This window comes from Amycolatopsis sp. WGS_07, assembly GCF_045278895.1.
In the GTDB taxonomy this organism is placed as follows: domain Bacteria; phylum Actinomycetota; class Actinomycetes; order Mycobacteriales; family Pseudonocardiaceae; genus Amycolatopsis.
On record NZ_CP136053.1, the window covers coordinates 8296346 to 8311256 of the forward strand.

The window sequence follows — 14911 nt, forward strand, 5'->3', positions numbered from 1 at the left end:
GCTGAACTGATGTCTCCCTCGTTGCGCCAGCTCGAGTATCTGGTCGCGGTCGCCGACACCGGCGGCCTCACCTCGGCCGCGGACCGCTGCCACGTGTCGCAGTCGGCGGTGTCGCTGGCGATCGCTTCGCTGGAACGGACTTTGGGCGTGCAACTCATCCTGCGCGGCCCGGGCCGCACGACCGCGCTCACCGACGCCGGCCGCCAGGTCGTCGGAGAGGCCCGCGCGGTGCTCACGTCGGTCGCCGAACTCGGCACCTCCGCCCGCGACCTCGGCCAGGACCTCGCCGGCCGCCTGAACTTCGGCTGCTACACCCCGCTCGCGCCGCTGCACGTCCCCGCCGCGCTCGCGACCTTCCGCACCCAGCACCCGGAAGTCGACGTCAGCTTCGTCGAAGGCACCCTGCCGGACCTGCAGCACCTCCTGCTGGAAGGCCGCTGCGACCTCGCGGTGCTGTACCGGCAAGACCTGGTGCCCGGCATCGCGGTGGACAAGCTGTACGACCAGCCGCCGAGCGTGCTCCTCCCGCCGGACCATCCCCTGGCCCGCCGCAAGACGGTTTCGCTGCGCGCCTTGGCGGACGAGCCGTTCGTCCTGCTGGACGTACCACCGTCGGAACGCTATTTCCGGGACGTGTTCGCCTCCGTCGGCCTGCCGATGCCGGTCGCCCACCGCACGACAAGCTTCGAACTGGCCCGCGCACTGGTCGCCCGCGGCCTCGGCTACACCCTGTCAGTCCAGCGGCCGCCACTGGAACTGTCCGTCGAAGGCACACCCTTCGCCGTCCGCCCACTGCGCGAACGAGTCCCGACGACGCCGGTCGTACTGGCCCGCGCCGCCGGCGCACGCTTGACCCGCCGAGCCGAAACATTCCGCACCTTCTGCCGGGAGTTCTTCAGCACTAGAGCCTGATATCGCGCGGTTCGCGCCCCAGCAGCTCGCCGAGCACCGGACTCGTCTCGGCGAAATGGCCTTCCCGGGCCGCTTGGAAGAACGTCAGCGTCATCCGCGCCTCCGGCCCCCTTGCGGCCCACTCCTCGTCGTCCACCACCACGCGCTTCACCTCGCGCCCGCTGACCCGCGAGGCCATCTCGGCCAGGTCATCGAACGTCACCGCCCGCCGCGCGGTCAACGTCACCGGCCCGTCGAACTCCCTGTCCTCGGCGAGAATGACCGCCGCCGCCTCGGCGACGTCCGCCCGATCCGTCCACGAGACCGGCCCGTCCGCCGGTGCCTCGATCACCCCGCTCTCCCGCCACGGCCCGAGCAGCCAACCGAGACTGTGCGCGTAAAACCCGTTGCGCAGCGCCGTCCACGTAACCCCGGACTCCGCGAGAATCCGCTCCGTGGCGAAGTGTTCCGGCCCCGGCGGAAACGGCGTGTCCGGCCGGGAATTCTGATGACTCGTGTACAGAATCCGTTGCGCCCCAGCCTCCACCGCCGCCTCGATGCCGGCGCGATGCAACCCGACCCCATCCGCATGTGGGTCATTCGAGGACACCAGCAGCACTGTTTCGGCCCCCTCAAAGGACTTCCGCAACGCCGCCGGGTCCTCATAGGACCCTCGGCGCACCCGCACCCCGCGCTCCGCGAAATGCCGCGCCTTCTCGACATCCCGCACGCTCACGCCGATGCGCTCCGCCGGGATCCGCTTGAGGAGGTGCTCCACTGTCGCCCCGTTGAGCGCGCCGGTCGCCCCTGTGATCACGATCATGCCCGATTCTCCTTCTGTCCCAGCAACGGCAGCAAAATGTCGTCCACGAGATGCCGCACGAACCGCTCGTCGCACCGCTGCCCGGCGACCACGATCCGATGCACGATCACCGCCGGCGCGACCTCGCCGAACAACGCCACCGCGCCAGGAGCCAGCTCCTCGCCCGGCAGCGCAGCCGTCATCGCCGCCTCGTCACGGCGCAAAATCCGGCGCATCTCCTCCGCCAGCCGGGGATCGCCGCGCATGCCCGCGAACAGCGCCCCCAGCAACCCGATCTCCTGCTCGGCGATCTCCCGAGCCAGCCACCCCACGACCGTCAGCAGGTTCTCCCTGAGCCCGCCCGCCCCCGTCACCGGCGGCGCGCTCCCCTGCCGCCGCTCCACCGCCGCCGCCACCAGAGCCGCTTTGTCGCGGTACCGCCGGTAAATCGTCGTCTTCGCCACCCCGGCCCGAGCCGCGATCGCCTCGATCGACAGCTGGTCGTAGCCGACTTCGGTCAGCAACTCCAGCGCCGCCGCATGAATCGCCTCGTCCCGCCGGGCGTCCCGCGGCCTGCCCACGCCTTCCACTGGCACCCCTATTTCGATACGCAACCGTCTCGTATCGAAACTACGCCCCGCTCGGCGCAGGCGTCAAGCAGGCCACGGCAGCACGGTCAACTCCGGCCATTGCTCCTGCCACCGCCGAGCTTTCGCCTCGTAACTGCTTCGCGGCGCCTGACCCGGATTAGGCCGGACAACCAGGTTGAACATGTCGGCAAACCCGTGCGGCGCATAGACCTGCCACTCCCCGCCATCCACCCTGATCCCGAGACACGGCGTCGTGGACGGAAACGAATCGATCGCCGCTTCGGTCGACGAGTACGGCGCGCACGGCACTCCGAAGCGGTCCTCGTACCAGAGATGCACCCGCGCTTCGTTACGGATCTCCACCGTCGCCGGAAGATCCCCGAACCTGCGGGAGCCCTCCTCGATCACTGAGTTCTCGGCTTCCCAGCTGAGATCGGAGTCGTCGAAGTAGAACAGGTCGTAGTCCTTGATGCCCTCGGCCGGCGGACGTCCGGTCAGCACGTTCCACACCGTCTGGCAGAGACAGCCCGCCGTCAGATACCAGCCGGGAAGCGCCAGATCAGCCGCCCGCGCCAGCACCTCCGGCACCAGCTCGTTGCGAGTCACGATCTCGCGGAATTTCCCCAGTTGCCCGTCGATCGCTAGCCGCCCGTAGTCCATCGCCCCGGTCTAGCACGGCGAACCGGTTACCTCCCGGGTAATCGACCAGCCGCCGCGCTTCGGACAGGCTTGGCCCTACCGAAACCGGGACAACGCAAGGAGAAACCCCGCATGACCACCACCGCCCCGACCGCCGCCGCCATCGCCCGCCGCTACCTCGACGTCTGGAACGAAACCGACCCGCAGCGCCGCCGCCAGCTGGTGTCGGAGGTCTTCGCCCCGGGCGCGACCTACACCGACCCCTCGGCGAGGCCGCCGGACAGGACGAGATCGACGGCTTCATCGGCGGCGCGCAGGCGCAGTTCGCCGGACTGGTCTTCAGCCTGCCCGCGGACCCCGACGCCCACCACGACCTCGCCCGTTTCCAGTGGCACCTGTCGGCCCCGGGCGCCTCGGAGCCGATCGCGATCGGCTTCGACGTAGTGGAAATCTCCGACGGCCGGATCGCCAAGGTGCACGGCTTCCTGGACAAGATTCCGGGCTGAGCGCCGGGACATCGCGGCTGACGGTGTGGTTGAGACCACATCAGGAGGTTCAGACCACCCGGGAGGTCTGAACCTCACGGGCCGCACCTTCTCACCGGCTGGAATCGCACCGTGCCCACCGGCACCGGAAGCTCACGGCCGGCCGCACGAGGATGCCGGAATTTCGCTGTATCGCCGGGAAACCTCGGCTCACTCCGCACCAGAACGGATGCCGGGATCTCGTCAGCCGCGCCGAGACCACGCTGGTCCAGACCGCGAGGGATGCCAGCATCCAGGACCTGGACCTTGCCGTCCGCCGGGAACCCCGACCTCGCCGGTTCAGGCCACACCTCACGACCTCGCCGCATGCCGGACCTTCGCCGCCCGCACCGGGAGCCCCGACCTCACCAGTCCAGACCGCACCAGAACCCACGGCCTCGCAACGTGCCGGACCTTCACCGGCCGCGCCGAGAAACCCCGACCTCACTGGCCCGGGCCACACCAAAACCACAGCCTCGCCGCATGCCGGACTTTCGCCGCCGCGCCGGGAAGCCTCCACCTCACCGGTCAAGGCCGCGCAGAATCCCAGACCCCAGCCCCGTCACCTGCCGAATTGGCCCTCAGCACCGAGAAGCTTCTCGGGCCCATGCCGCTCCACAGCACCCGAAACTCGCCCGCCAAGCCGGAAACCTCAGTCTCCCAGCCGAAACGGGCACCAGAAACGCCGGAATCCCCCAGCCACGCCGCGCCGCACGCGCGGAAACATGGCCCTCCCCACTCTGTCCGTACCCCGCGGGGCGCCTGAGAGTTTCACCCGCGTGGATAGCCGGGTTTGCACCGTCGGCGGCATCGGCTGGTGGTCTCCTGCCGAGGCGCTTTCCAGAGGCGTCTCGTCCGCGCGGTCCAGGGTGCCTGAGAGGTTCCGGGGAGGACTTGCTCCTTCGGCGCCGGACCGGGGATGCCGGTCCGGTCTCTCCCGCGCGGGTTCGTCGATCGCGCGCCCAGTCTAGCGCGGACCAAGATCAGCCCGTGCGGCGGGCGTTGCGGCGCTGGGTCAGCTCGTCCGGCACGACGGCCTCGACCAGACCGCCGTCGGCGCGTTCGGCCGGGAACTCGTGGATCGTGCCGCTGATCTCCTGCATCGCGCCGCTGACCGCGATGCCGAACACGCCCTGGCCGCCCTGGAGCAGATCCACGATCTCCTCCGGCGAGGTGCATTCGTACACCGTGGTGCCGTCGGAGAACAGCGTGACCTTCGCCAGGTCCCGCACCCCGCGCACGCGCAGGTGGTCCACCGCGACGCGGATGTTCTGCAGCGAGACCCCGGTGTCCAGCAGGCGTTTCACGACCTTGAGGACCAGGATGTCCTTGAACGAGTAGAGCCGCTGCGACCCCGAACCGTGCGCCGTCCGGATGCTGGGCGCGACCAGCTTCGTGCGCGCCCAGTAGTCCAGCTGGCGGTAGGTGATCCCGGCGATCTGGCAGGCCGCGGGACCGCGGTAGCCGACCAGTTCGTCGGGCAGCGAGGCGTCGGGGAACAGCTCGCCCTGCTCGCCGTCGGCGACAGGTCCGGCAGGTATCTCCGGACGACCAGCCTCGACCACCGCAAGCCTCCCCTCGCCCGGCCTCGCGGCGGGGCGTTCGACAGGCCGGTCGAGCCCAGGATCGGGTTCGGCCGGGGAAAACTGCCACGAGCGCGCCGGGTCGGCGAATCACATCGTGGCGATTTACCGCCTTTGACGGTAAGGCTGCGCCGCGAGCCGGTCAACGCGACGCGCGGCGGACCTCAAGGTCGTGTCGAGGCTTTGGCCCGTTCGCCGTACGGGATTGACATCTTTTACTCAGCCAAGTAACTTATTACTCATGCAAGTAAACATCGACACGCAAGCGGAACTCGGCCTCAGCGTCACCGAGGCCACCACCCGGGCGCAGATCATCGGCGCGACGATCGCCACGATCGCCGACCACGGGTACGCGCGCACCACTTTCGCGCGGATCAAGGAGCGGGCCGGGCTCAGCAGCACGCGGCTGATCTCGTACCACTTCACCAACAAGGCCGGCCTCATGCAGGCGGTGCTCAGCACGGTGTCCGAGACCAAATCGGAATACCTGCGGCTGCGCAGCGAGGGCATCGACCCGGCGGACCGGCCGGGGAACCTGCGCGCCTACATCGAAACGTCGGTCGCGTTCCTGCGGGACTACCCGCAGTGCGAGCGGGTGCTGGTCGAAATGGCCGCGCACGCCGACGACCGCGACGGCTGGGCGATGACCGGCGTCATGGTCGGTCAGCTGCGCACCGGCGTCCTGCAGCGGCAGCTCGAACAGGGCCGCAAGGAAGGGGCGTTCGGCGACATCTCGCCGGAGATCGTCGCGCTGTCGATCGCGCAGGCCATCGACGGGGTCGCGGCCGCCTACGCCGCCGATCCGGCCGTGGACCTGGACCGTTACGGCCGGGAGCTGGCCGACCTGTTCGCCCGCGCCACCGCGCGGTGAAACGCCGCCCCGGCGGGAAACCGCCGGGCGCGGCGGTCAGGTGTCGGCGCCGCGGAAGTCTTCCGGGGACACGGAGTCGAGGAACTCGCGGAACTTCTCGACCTCGTCCTCCTGCTCGTCCGGGATGATCAGGCCGGCTTCCTCGAGGACCGCGTCGACCGCGTGGATCGGGACGCCGATCCGCAGCGCCAGCGCGACCGAATCGCTCGGGCGGGCCGACACCCGGATGTCGCCGTCGAAGACGAGTTCCGCGAAGAACGTGCCTTCCTTGAGGTCGGTGATGACGACCTGCTCCAGCTCGCGGCCGAGCGCGCCGATGACCTCTTTGAGCAGATCGTGGGTGAGCGGCCGGGCGGGCCGGACGCCTTGCTGTTCCAGGGCGATCGCGGTGGCTTCGACCGAGCCGATCCAGATCGGCAGGTACCGCTCGCCCTCGGTCTCCCGCAGCAACAAGATCGGCTGATTGGCGGGCAGTTCGACCCGCACTCCGACGACGCGCATCTCGCTCATCGGGCTTCGCCTCCCTCTCGTGCACACGGGCCGCAGCGCTGGCGACGGCTGACGACCGTTGTCTCCGACGCTACCCGTCATCCGGGCGCTGTGCTCGCTCGCAGCGGACTTTCTCGGTTCGTGGTCTCGCGAACCGTCTCTCACGGTACGGCATCCCGGCGCTGAGGTTCAGTCATTGACAAGTGACGGAAAACGCGTCTCGGGCATGCGGGCCGGTCAATCGCCGGCCACCCCGCGGATGCCGGCTTTGACGAGCAGGGTGTGCAGCGTGACCGACAGCGCGGCCAGCTCGCGCACGACCTCGTCCGCCCGCGCCGCGGCGGTGGTCGAATGATGCCGGTACACCGGGGTCACGATCTGCTCCAGCAGGCCGACCTCGCGGTCGGCCGCGGCGCGGAACGCGCGCAGGTGCCGGGGTTCGAGCCCGAATTCGGTCATCGCCTTGACCGTGCGGGCGATGAGCACCGCCTCCGGGCCGAAAAACCCGCCGCGCCGGGGCGCAGCAGGCCGTACTGGCACAGCTCGGCCAGCATCGCGTCGTCGATGCCCGCCTGTTCCAGCAGGTCTTCCTGGGTGAGCCGGTGGTCCGGCCCGGTCTCGAAGTCCGCCGCCGACGGCAGTCCCGCCGGATCGCTGCCGTCCCCGAGCGGCACGAGCCGCCGCGGCAGCTGCGGGGCCGCCGGGACCGGCGCGGGCGGCGGCACGCCCGCGTCGGCCGCGTCGAGCTGTTCCTTGATGACCTTGAGCGGGAGGTAGTGGTCGCGCTGCGCGGACAGCACATACCGCAGGCGCTCCACGTCCGCCGGCGAGAACTGCCGGTACCCCGAGGGCGTCCGGCCCGGGCGGACCAGGCCTTCCGCCTCGAGGAAGCGGATCTTCGAAATCGTGACATCGGGGAAGTCCCCGCGCAGCTGCGCGAGCACCGCCCCGATGCTCAACCCGTCCCGCCGGGCCTCCTGACGACCGGGCTGCCCGGCCGCCGTCACTGCGCCCCCTGGCCCCCGTGCCCCGGGCCGGTCAGGAAGACCAGGCGGAACTTGCCGATCTGCACCTCGTCACCGCCGGCGAGGACGGCCTGGTCGACCGGCTCGCGGTTGACGTAGGTGCCGTTGAGGCTGCCGACGTCGATGACGACGAACTCCCCGCCCTCGCGCCGGAATTCCGCGTGGCGGCGGGAAACCGTGACGTCGTCGAGGAAGATGTCGCTGTCCGGGTGCCGTCCCGCGCTGGTGGTGTCGCGGTCGAGCAGGAAGCGGGAGCCCGCGTTGGGCCCGCGCTTCACGACCAGGAGGGCGGAACCCGGCGGCAGGGCGTCGACGCCCTGCACCGGTGCCTCGGCGGCCGGTGCGGACTCCTGCTGGCCTTCCATGTCGGCCAGGAAATCGGCCCGGAAGACAGAGGTCCGCTCCGGAGACTGCTCCGGGGGAACGCCGGGCCCGTCGTTCGTGCTCACCTGAGCTCTCCTCTACGCATGAAGTGTTGTCGTCGACCAAGAACGTGTAGCTGTCAACGTACCGTGCCCGACCGGCCCGGAACCCTCGGGCTCCCCTTGAGGCTCACCGCGCCCGGCCGAACGGCTCAGCCCTTGATGAGCGCCTGGTACGCCTCGGCCTCGAGCAGCGCCTCGAGACCCGCCGGGTCGTCGAGCCGGATCTCCACGAGCCAGCCCTCGCCGTAGGGGTCGGAGTTGATGAGTTCCGGCGATTCGGCGACCGCGGGGTTGACCGCCACGATCTCGCCGTCGACCGGCGCGAACAGTTCCGAGACGCTCTTCGTGGACTCGACCTCGCCGAACGGGTCGCCCGCCCCGACCTGCTTGCCGACCTCGGGCAGGTCGACGAACACGACGTCGCCGAGCTGGTCCTGCGCGTACTCGGTGATGCCCACCCGCACGAGCGACCCCTCGCGGGTCGCCACCCACTCGTGCTCCTCGGTGTAGCGCAGTTCTTCCGGAGTGGTCAACGCCGCTCCCCTTCCTGGTGCTGGCTTGCTTGCCGACAATCTTCCATCACCGGGTGCGCAGCGCGCGAGCCGCCTGCGCGACGTAGAGCGCGCCGGACCAGACATACAGGACGCCGCCCCACACCATGAACGCGTACGCGATCGGCCGCGCGATCGCCGCGACGTCCGAGCCGCCCTGGGTGAGCAGCAGGAACGGGAAGGCGTACATGAGGACGAAGGTCGCGCCCTTGCCGATGTAGGTGACCTCGGGCGGCGCGAACCCGCCGCGGCGCAGCAGCATCACGCAGACGCCCAGCACCAGCTCGCGCAGCACCAGCGGCACGACGACCCACCACGGGATGATGTCGCGGATCAGGAAGGCGACGAGCGTGGCGAGGATGTAGAGCCGGTCCGCGGCGGGGTCGAGCAGCTGCCCGAGCCGCGACATCTGGTCCAGCCAGCGGGCGAGCTTGCCGTCGAGCCAGTCGGTGAGCGCGGAGAAGACGAGGACCGCGAGCGCCCAGCCGTCCTCCTTGGGGCCGAGCAGCAGCCAGAGGAACACCGGGACGCCGGCCAGGCGCAGCAGGGACAGCAGGTTGGGGACGTTGAGCGCCTGCCGCCAGAGGGAGGGCTCGGTCTTGGGCTCGTCGGGGACCGTGGTCACGCGGTCAGCCTAGAGCGGGCGGGATCGCGAGGTTTGTCCTGGCGGGGTGAAAGGCGGGGTTCCCGGTAGCGGGCCGGGGGTTGCGGCGGGTGTTCTGCTCCGATGCGGCGTTGGGGTGCATCTCGCGCACCCCGATGTGGCGTTGGGTGCGCGGCACGCACCCGAAGCAGCGTTCGGTGCGTCGCATGCACCCAATGTGGCATTGGGGCTTTCTCGGCAGCGCGGTGCGGCGGCGGGTTCGTCGCGGCGAGGCCCGGCGGGGCGATGCGGAACACCGGCTGAACCGCTCGCCGGGCGGCGGCGCTGGGGCCGGAGCGGTGCGGACGGGACCCGGCGGGTCCGGCGCTGGAACGATTCCGCCGCCAGCGAACCAGCGAAAGACGGCTGAAGCCGGTGCGGCGGAGGGAATCCGGAGCCTCCGCCGGGCGGCGGCGCTGGGGCCGGGGTTCTCCCCGGTCCCGGCGCGGCCGCGGCGGAAGGCCGGAAGGTTCAGCGGGAGCGGCGGCGGCTGGCGGCGCGGCGGTGGCTCCAGCCGCGGCGCTGGAGCTGGGCGTTGCTGAGCGTTTCCGGACGGCCGCGGCCGTCGGTGCCCACCCAGCGCGGGCGCACGGAGCCTGCTTCGAGGACGTAGGGGCGGCCGCCGCACCACACCACGCTGCAGGGTTCGGTCGGCGGGACGGTCGGGGCTTCGGTCTCGGCTGCGGGGACGGTTTCGGTGCTCATGCTCTCGGTGACTCGTGCTCTCTGGCGTCGGGCTTCGGGGACCTGGAACGCGCGGGGCGCCTGCCTTGTACGTCGGCGCCGGACCGCCGAGCGTTAACCGCCGCGCATCGGATTCCTCCGATCGATGCGCTTAAACGATACGGATTTCCCCTTCCGGAACCGGAAAACAACCGTCCACAGTAGACTCGGCGACGGGCGCGCCGGTGTGTCGGTGCCGCTCAGCGGGGGCGCGAGGGGCCAGAATGGGCGCGACCCCGGCGAAAGGATCGCGGTGCTCCCGTCGAAAACCGTGTACGGGCCGCTGTGCGCGGCTGTGGTGGTTTTGCCCGCGCTCACCGCCTGTTCGGGGGATCAAGCGCCACCGGCGGCCGCTCCGTCGGCGCCCTCCGCGACGGCCTCGGCCGCGCCGAGCACGCACGCTCCCCCGCCGCTGCCGCAGACCGGGGGCGCGAGCAGTCCGCCGGCCGTGCCCAAGAGCACCGCGGCCGCGCCGAAGCCGTCGAAGCAGGCGCCGCCGGTCAATCCGGGCACCTGCGGCACGGTCACCGCGGCGAGCGGGATGACGTTGTACGTGTACGACAACAAAGCGATCCCGTGCGCGGACGCGATGTCGCTGGTCAAGAAGTTCCACGAGGCGATCAACGGACGGCAGGCCGCGGGCTCGAACAACCCGGTCAACGCGACCGTTGACGGCTGGCTGTGCGTGTCCGGCCCGCCCGCCGCGCAGGGCGGCACCACGTGCAGCAAGGGCGAGCAGACCGTGCTGGCGGCGGTGGTTCCGGCCGAGTAGCCCCGGCCGGAACCACCGCTCAGGACTTGAGGTCCGGGAAGTCGTCCTCGCGGAACTCGCCCTCGGGCCGCTCGCCGCCCTCGCGGCCGCGCAGTTCGACGCGGCGGATCTTGCCGGAGATGGTCTTCGGCAGCTCCCCGAACTCGAGCCGCCGGATCCGCTTGTACGGCGCGAGGTGCTCCCGTGCGTAGGCGAGGATCGCCCGCGCGGTCTCCGCGTCCGGCTGGTGCCCGGAGGCGAGCACGACGTACGCCTTGGGCACCGCCAGCCGGATCGGGTCCGGCGCGGGCACCACGGCCGCCTCGGCGACCGCTTCGTGCTCCAGCAGCACGCTTTCCAGCTCGAACGGCGAGATCCGGTAGTCGGAGGCCTTGAAGACGTCGTCGGTGCGGCCGACGTAGGTGATGTAGCCGCGTTCGTCGATCGAACCGACGTCTCCGGTGTGGTAGTAGCCGTTCGCGAACGCGGCCGACGTGCGTTCGTCGTCGTCCGCGTAGCCCGCCATCAGGCCGACCGGCCGGTGCGCGAGGTCGAGGCAGATCTCGCCCTCGCTCGCCCGCTCGCCGGTGACCGGGTCGACCAGCGCGACGACGAACCCCGGCAGCGGGCGGCCCATCGAACCGGCCACCACGTCCTGGCCCGGGGTGTTCGCGACCTGGACGCTGGTTTCGGTCTGCCCGAAGCCGTCCCGGATGGTGACGCCCCACGCCTTCTCGACCTGCTCGATCACCTCGGGGTTGAGCGGCTCCCCCGCGCCGACGACCTTCTTCGGCGGCGTCCGCAGCGCGCTGAGGTCGGCCTGGATCAGCATCCGCCACACCGTCGGCGGCGCGCAGAAACTGGTGATGCCGCAGCGGTCCATCTGCGCCATCAGCGCGACCGCGTCGAACCGCGCGTAGTTGTACAGGAACACGGTCGCTTCGGCGTTCCACGGCGCGAAGAAGTTGCTCCACGCGTGCTTGGCCCAGCCCGGCGACGAGATGTTGAGGTGGACGTCGCCCGGTTCGAGCCCGATCCAGTACATTGTGGACAGATGGCCGACAGGATAGGAAACGTGCGTGTGCTGCACGAGTTTCGGCTTCGCGGTGGTGCCCGAGGTGAAGTACAGCAGCAGCGGGTCCCCGGCGCGGGTGACTCCGTCCGGGGTGAATTCAGCTGACGAGGCGTACGCGGTTTCGAAGGCGTGCCAACCGGAAACCGGCTCGCCGACCGCGATCCGCGTGTAGCCGCCCGCGACGTCGGCGAACTTCTCCGTGTCGGCGGCGCGCACGACCACGTGCTTCGCGTTGCCGCGCTCGACCCGGTCCACGAGGTCGGCCGGGCCGAGCAGCGTGGACGCCGGGATCACCACCGCGCCGAGCTTGATCGCCGCGAGGATCGTCTCCCACAGCTCGCCCTGGTTGCCGAGCATGACGATCACCCGGTCGCCGCGCGAGACGCCGAGGCCGCGCAGCCAGTTCGCGACCTGGTTGGACCGGGCGGACATCTCCGGGAACGTCCAGCGGTTCTCGGAGCCGTCCTCCTCCACGATCCACAGCGCGTACCGCTGCGCGTTCGCCGGGTTCGCCGCGATGGCGTCGAACCAGTCGAGCGCCCAGTTGAACTCGTCCAGCTGCGGCCACGCGAACTCGCGGTAGGCAGTCTCGTAGTCCTCGCGGTGGGCCTGCAGGTAGTCCCGCGCCGCGCGGAATGCCTGGTACCCGGTGACCTCAGCGCCGTTGCTCACGTCGTACTCCTCGTGCTCGCTTTCCCGTGCCTGTTTTACTCGCCCTTGAACTCCGGCGCTCGTCGCTCCATAAAGGCCTGCACGGCTTCCTGGAGGTCCTTGCTGGGCAGGAAAGCGGAGTTCCACGCGGCGACGTAGCGCAGGCCCTCGGCGACCTGGCGTTCGGTGTTCGTGGACAGGACCTGCTTGGTGCCCTGGACGACCAGCGGCGGGTTCGCGGCGATCTCCGCGGCCAGCTCGCGGGCCTTGGCCAGCAGCGTCTCCTGGTCCGGGTACACGTCGTTGACCAGGCCGATCTTCTCCGCCCGCGCGGCGTCGATGTCCTTGCCGGTCAAGGCCAGCTCGCGGACATGGCCCTCGCCGATGATCGGCGCGAGCCGCTGCAGGCTGCCGATGTCGGCGACGATCGCGACCTTGACCTCGCGGACGCTGAACTTGGCGTCTTCGCTGGCCAGGCGGATGTCGGCGGCGGTGATGACGTCCACGCCGCCGCCGATGCACCAGCCGGACACCGCGGCGACCACCGGCTTGCGGCATTCGGCGATCGAGCTGACCGCCTGCTGCAGCCGCTGGACCTCGCGGTGGAACTCGGTGCGCGGCCCGGCCAGCGCGTCGCCGGCCAGCAGCGGGGCCCAGCCGCCTATCATCGCGGGCAGGTCGAGGCCGTAGGAGAAGTGCTTGCCGCTGCCGGACAGCACGACGGCGCGCACGCGCGGGTCCGCGTCGAGGGCGGCGAACACCAGCGGCAGCTCGCGCCAGAAGTCGGGGCCCATGGCGTTGCCCTTGCCGGGCCCAAGCAGGGTGACCTCGGCGACCGGGCCGTCGAGGTCGACGCGGAGCGAGGCGAGTTCGGGCAGGGCGGCTACTGGTTCGGTCATGCCGTCATCTTTACTCATCCCGCGCACCCCAGCTCACTTGAGTTGACACTGTGCCAACGCGGCCCGGGGATGCTTTCCTGGAGACCCGAGGTGGAGAGGGAGGCGCCCGTATGGATCCGGCACCCGTGCCCGTCGCCGACGCCCCGCCCGCGGAGCCCGCGGCGGCCCGCAAGGCCCGGCCGATCGAGCTGTCCGGCTCGTTCCGGCACGACGGCCAGCGCCTGTGCTACACCGAATACGGCAGCGGCGACCGCGTCGTCGTGCTCATGCACGGCATCATGTTCACCCGGCGGATGCACGCGCCGCTGGCCCGGCGGCTCGCCCGCGCCGGCTTCCGCGTGGTGACGCTCGACCTGCTCGGCCACGGCGATTCGGACCGGCCGACCCAGTCGTGGCGCTATTCGATGCCCGCGTTCGGCGAACAGGCGGTCGCGCTGCTCGACCACCTGGAGATCGAGGACGCGGTGATCGGCGGCACGTCGCTGGGCGCGAACGTGGCGCTGGAGGTGGCGGTCGCCGCGCCGTCGCGGGCGCGCGGGCTGGTGGTCGAGATGCCGGTGCTGGACAACGCGATCGTCGCCGGTCTGCTGACCTTCGCGCCGCTGCTGTTCGCCGCGCGCTTCCTGCCCGTGACGGTGCGAGGAGTGGCTTTCGCGGCGCATCTGGTGCCGCACGGGAACCAGTGGGTGGACGTCGTCACGGACACGCTGAGCCAGGACCCCGCGCCGATGGCCGCGCTGCTGCACGGTGTGCTGTTCGGCCGGATCGCGCCGCCGAAGTCGATGCGCGGCACGATCACCACGCCGACCCTGGTGATCGGGCACGAAGGCGACCCGATCCACCCGTTCGGCGACGCGGGCAGCCTTGCCGAGGACCTGCCGAACGCCGAGTTCGTGCAGGCCCGCAGCCCGGTCGAGCTGCGGTTCGATCCCCAGCGGCTCAGCGCGGCGATCCGGGACTTCGCGTTTCGCCGTTACCCCGTCTGACCCCGAAGTCCGGTCAGTCGTCGACGGGCAGTTCCGGCGGCGCCTCCAGGTCGTGGGCCCGGAACAGCACCGCGTGCTCGACCCCCATCGCCTTGCCGCTCAGTGCCGCGAACTGCGGGATGAACTCCGCGGGCGCGGGATGCCCCGAAAGCGCGGCCAGGTACGCGGCGTGTGCCTCCAGCGAGGCGATCCCGCGCCGCAGCGGTTCGCCGGTGACGTCGACGCCGTGGGTCGCGCCGGAGCCGGGGAGCCCGGGCACGAGGTACCAGCGCGCCGAGTGCGGGGCCAGGCCCTCGTCGTCGATCTGCTCCGGGAAGACCCACCGGTTGCCCGCGTCGCGGATCGCGTCGAGGGTCGCGAGGCCGGCGGCGCGGTGGTCGGCCTGGTCGAAGCCGTAGGGCGTTTCGACATCGAACCCGCAGCCGAGCACGACGTCGGGCTTGAAGCGGCGGATCTCGCGGCTGATGTCGCGGCGCAGGTCGAGGCCGTAGACGAGCACGCCGTCCGGATGTTCGAGGACGGTCAGGTGCTCGACGCCGACCGCGGCGCAGGCGTTCCGCTGTTCGGCGACGCGCAGGCGGGCCGTCTCCTCGGGCGGGTTCGGCATGCCTGCCTCGCCGCGGGTGAGCAGGAGGTAGCCGACCTCGATGCCGCGCGCGGTCCAGCGCGCGACGGCCGCCGACGTGCCGTACTCCATGTCGTCCGGGTGCGCGACGACACAGAGCACCCGCTGGAAGGACTCTTCGGGCAAAGCAGGCAGTGTCATGCGGGCCATTCTCGCCCGCCGAAGGCC

At 70.8% G+C, this 14911-nt stretch carries 17 protein-coding genes, 2 pseudogenes and 1 riboswitch; of the genes and pseudogenes, 5 read left to right on the top strand and 14 right to left on the bottom strand.

Annotated features, from left to right (window positions below; all coding sequences use genetic code 11):
- The first annotated feature begins 9 nt into the window (after positions 1–9).
- The gene (locus RPX00_RS38940; RefSeq protein ID WP_406633077.1) at positions 10–912 is read left to right on the top strand and encodes a LysR family transcriptional regulator; all 903 of its coding nucleotides are present in this window, start codon (positions 10–12) and stop codon (positions 910–912) included.
- On the opposite strand, the gene RPX00_RS38945 is transcribed toward RPX00_RS38940, so the two are convergent.
- From RPX00_RS38945 to RPX00_RS38955, 3 genes are read right to left on the bottom strand one after another with little or no spacing between them, the layout of a single operon-like run.
- Entirely contained in the window at positions 902–1714 is an 813-nt protein-coding gene (locus RPX00_RS38945) for an SDR family oxidoreductase (RefSeq protein ID WP_406633079.1), read from the bottom strand. The two genes, RPX00_RS38940 and RPX00_RS38945, sit on opposite strands and share 11 nt — an antisense overlap.
- Positions 1711–2289 (bottom strand): TetR/AcrR family transcriptional regulator, encoded by a 579-nt coding sequence (locus RPX00_RS38950; RefSeq protein ID WP_406633081.1) that lies wholly within the window; start codon positions 2287–2289, stop codon positions 1711–1713. The genes RPX00_RS38945 and RPX00_RS38950 overlap by 4 nt, the downstream gene beginning before the upstream one ends.
- A gap of 57 nt (positions 2290–2346) precedes the next feature.
- Positions 2347–2943 (bottom strand): nucleotidyltransferase family protein, encoded by a 597-nt coding sequence (locus RPX00_RS38955; protein WP_406633082.1) that lies wholly within the window; start codon positions 2941–2943, stop codon positions 2347–2349.
- 111 nt (positions 2944–3054) lie between these two features.
- Here RPX00_RS38955 and RPX00_RS38960 point away from each other — a divergent pair.
- Positions 3055–3428 (top strand): annotated as a pseudogene (locus RPX00_RS38960) (nuclear transport factor 2 family protein).
- 868 nt (positions 3429–4296) lie between these two features.
- A riboswitch (glycine riboswitch) is annotated at positions 4297–4396 on the bottom strand.
- A gap of 33 nt (positions 4397–4429) precedes the next feature.
- Here the strand turns inward: RPX00_RS38960 and RPX00_RS38965 are convergent.
- The gene (locus RPX00_RS38965) at positions 4430–5011 is read right to left on the bottom strand and encodes a MerR family transcriptional regulator (RefSeq protein ID WP_009078853.1); all 582 of its coding nucleotides are present in this window, start codon (positions 5009–5011) and stop codon (positions 4430–4432) included.
- A 259-nt stretch (positions 5012–5270) separates the two neighbouring features.
- Between RPX00_RS38965 and RPX00_RS38970 the strand changes: the two genes are divergently transcribed.
- Positions 5271–5900, top strand: a complete 630-nt coding sequence (locus RPX00_RS38970) for a TetR/AcrR family transcriptional regulator (RefSeq protein ID WP_406633085.1) — start codon at positions 5271–5273, stop codon at positions 5898–5900.
- A 36-nt stretch (positions 5901–5936) separates the two neighbouring features.
- Here RPX00_RS38970 and RPX00_RS38975 read toward each other — a convergent pair whose 3' ends face one another.
- The 7 genes and pseudogenes from RPX00_RS38975 to RPX00_RS39005 form a co-directional block, all read right to left on the bottom strand.
- The gene (locus RPX00_RS38975; protein ID WP_009078856.1) at positions 5937–6410 is read right to left on the bottom strand and encodes a bifunctional nuclease family protein; all 474 of its coding nucleotides are present in this window, start codon (positions 6408–6410) and stop codon (positions 5937–5939) included.
- Positions 6411–6626: 216 nt separating this feature from the next.
- Positions 6627–7396 (bottom strand): annotated as a pseudogene (locus tag RPX00_RS38980) (MerR family transcriptional regulator).
- Positions 7393–7863, bottom strand: a complete 471-nt coding sequence (gene garA / locus RPX00_RS38985; protein WP_009078859.1) for a glycogen accumulation regulator GarA — start codon at positions 7861–7863, stop codon at positions 7393–7395. Before garA ends, RPX00_RS38980 begins: the two are co-directional and overlap by 4 nt.
- Before the next feature lie 125 nt (positions 7864–7988).
- Complete coding sequence (gene gcvH, locus RPX00_RS38990; protein WP_406633088.1) at positions 7989–8372, bottom strand: glycine cleavage system protein GcvH; 384 nt, start codon at positions 8370–8372, stop codon at positions 7989–7991.
- 46 nt (positions 8373–8418) lie between these two features.
- On the bottom strand, positions 8419–9015 hold the full coding sequence (locus tag RPX00_RS38995; RefSeq protein ID WP_406633090.1) for a CDP-alcohol phosphatidyltransferase family protein: 597 nt from the start codon (positions 9013–9015) through the stop codon (positions 8419–8421).
- A gap of 489 nt (positions 9016–9504) precedes the next feature.
- Positions 9505–9738 (bottom strand): hypothetical protein, encoded by a 234-nt coding sequence (locus RPX00_RS39000; protein WP_406633092.1) that lies wholly within the window; start codon positions 9736–9738, stop codon positions 9505–9507.
- A 351-nt stretch (positions 9739–10089) separates the two neighbouring features.
- On the bottom strand, positions 10090–10320 hold the full coding sequence (locus RPX00_RS39005; protein ID WP_406633094.1) for a hypothetical protein: 231 nt from the start codon (positions 10318–10320) through the stop codon (positions 10090–10092).
- Between RPX00_RS39005 and RPX00_RS39010 the strand changes: the two genes are divergently transcribed.
- Complete coding sequence (locus RPX00_RS39010; RefSeq protein ID WP_406633096.1) at positions 10298–10528, top strand: hypothetical protein; 231 nt, start codon at positions 10298–10300, stop codon at positions 10526–10528. The genes RPX00_RS39005 and RPX00_RS39010 overlap by 23 nt on opposite strands.
- A gap of 19 nt (positions 10529–10547) precedes the next feature.
- On the opposite strand, the gene RPX00_RS39015 is transcribed toward RPX00_RS39010, so the two are convergent.
- Together RPX00_RS39015 and RPX00_RS39020 are read right to left on the bottom strand one after the other, a co-directional pair.
- Complete coding sequence (locus tag RPX00_RS39015) at positions 10548–12254, bottom strand: AMP-binding protein (protein WP_406633098.1); 1707 nt, start codon at positions 12252–12254, stop codon at positions 10548–10550.
- A gap of 35 nt (positions 12255–12289) precedes the next feature.
- Positions 12290–13132: a crotonase/enoyl-CoA hydratase family protein gene (locus tag RPX00_RS39020; RefSeq protein WP_406633100.1), complete on the bottom strand. Its 843-nt coding sequence runs from the start codon at positions 13130–13132 to the stop codon at positions 12290–12292.
- A gap of 110 nt (positions 13133–13242) precedes the next feature.
- Between RPX00_RS39020 and RPX00_RS39025 the strand changes: the two genes are divergently transcribed.
- Positions 13243–14118 carry an alpha/beta fold hydrolase gene (locus RPX00_RS39025; protein ID WP_406633102.1) on the top strand — a complete coding sequence of 292 codons (876 nt, stop codon included), beginning with the start codon at positions 13243–13245 and terminating at the stop codon, positions 14116–14118.
- A gap of 13 nt (positions 14119–14131) precedes the next feature.
- Here RPX00_RS39025 and RPX00_RS39030 read toward each other — a convergent pair whose 3' ends face one another.
- Positions 14132–14893 carry a PIG-L deacetylase family protein gene (locus tag RPX00_RS39030; RefSeq protein WP_406633104.1) on the bottom strand — a complete coding sequence of 254 codons (762 nt, stop codon included), beginning with the start codon at positions 14891–14893 and terminating at the stop codon, positions 14132–14134.
- Between the last annotated feature and the right edge of the window lie 18 nt (positions 14894–14911).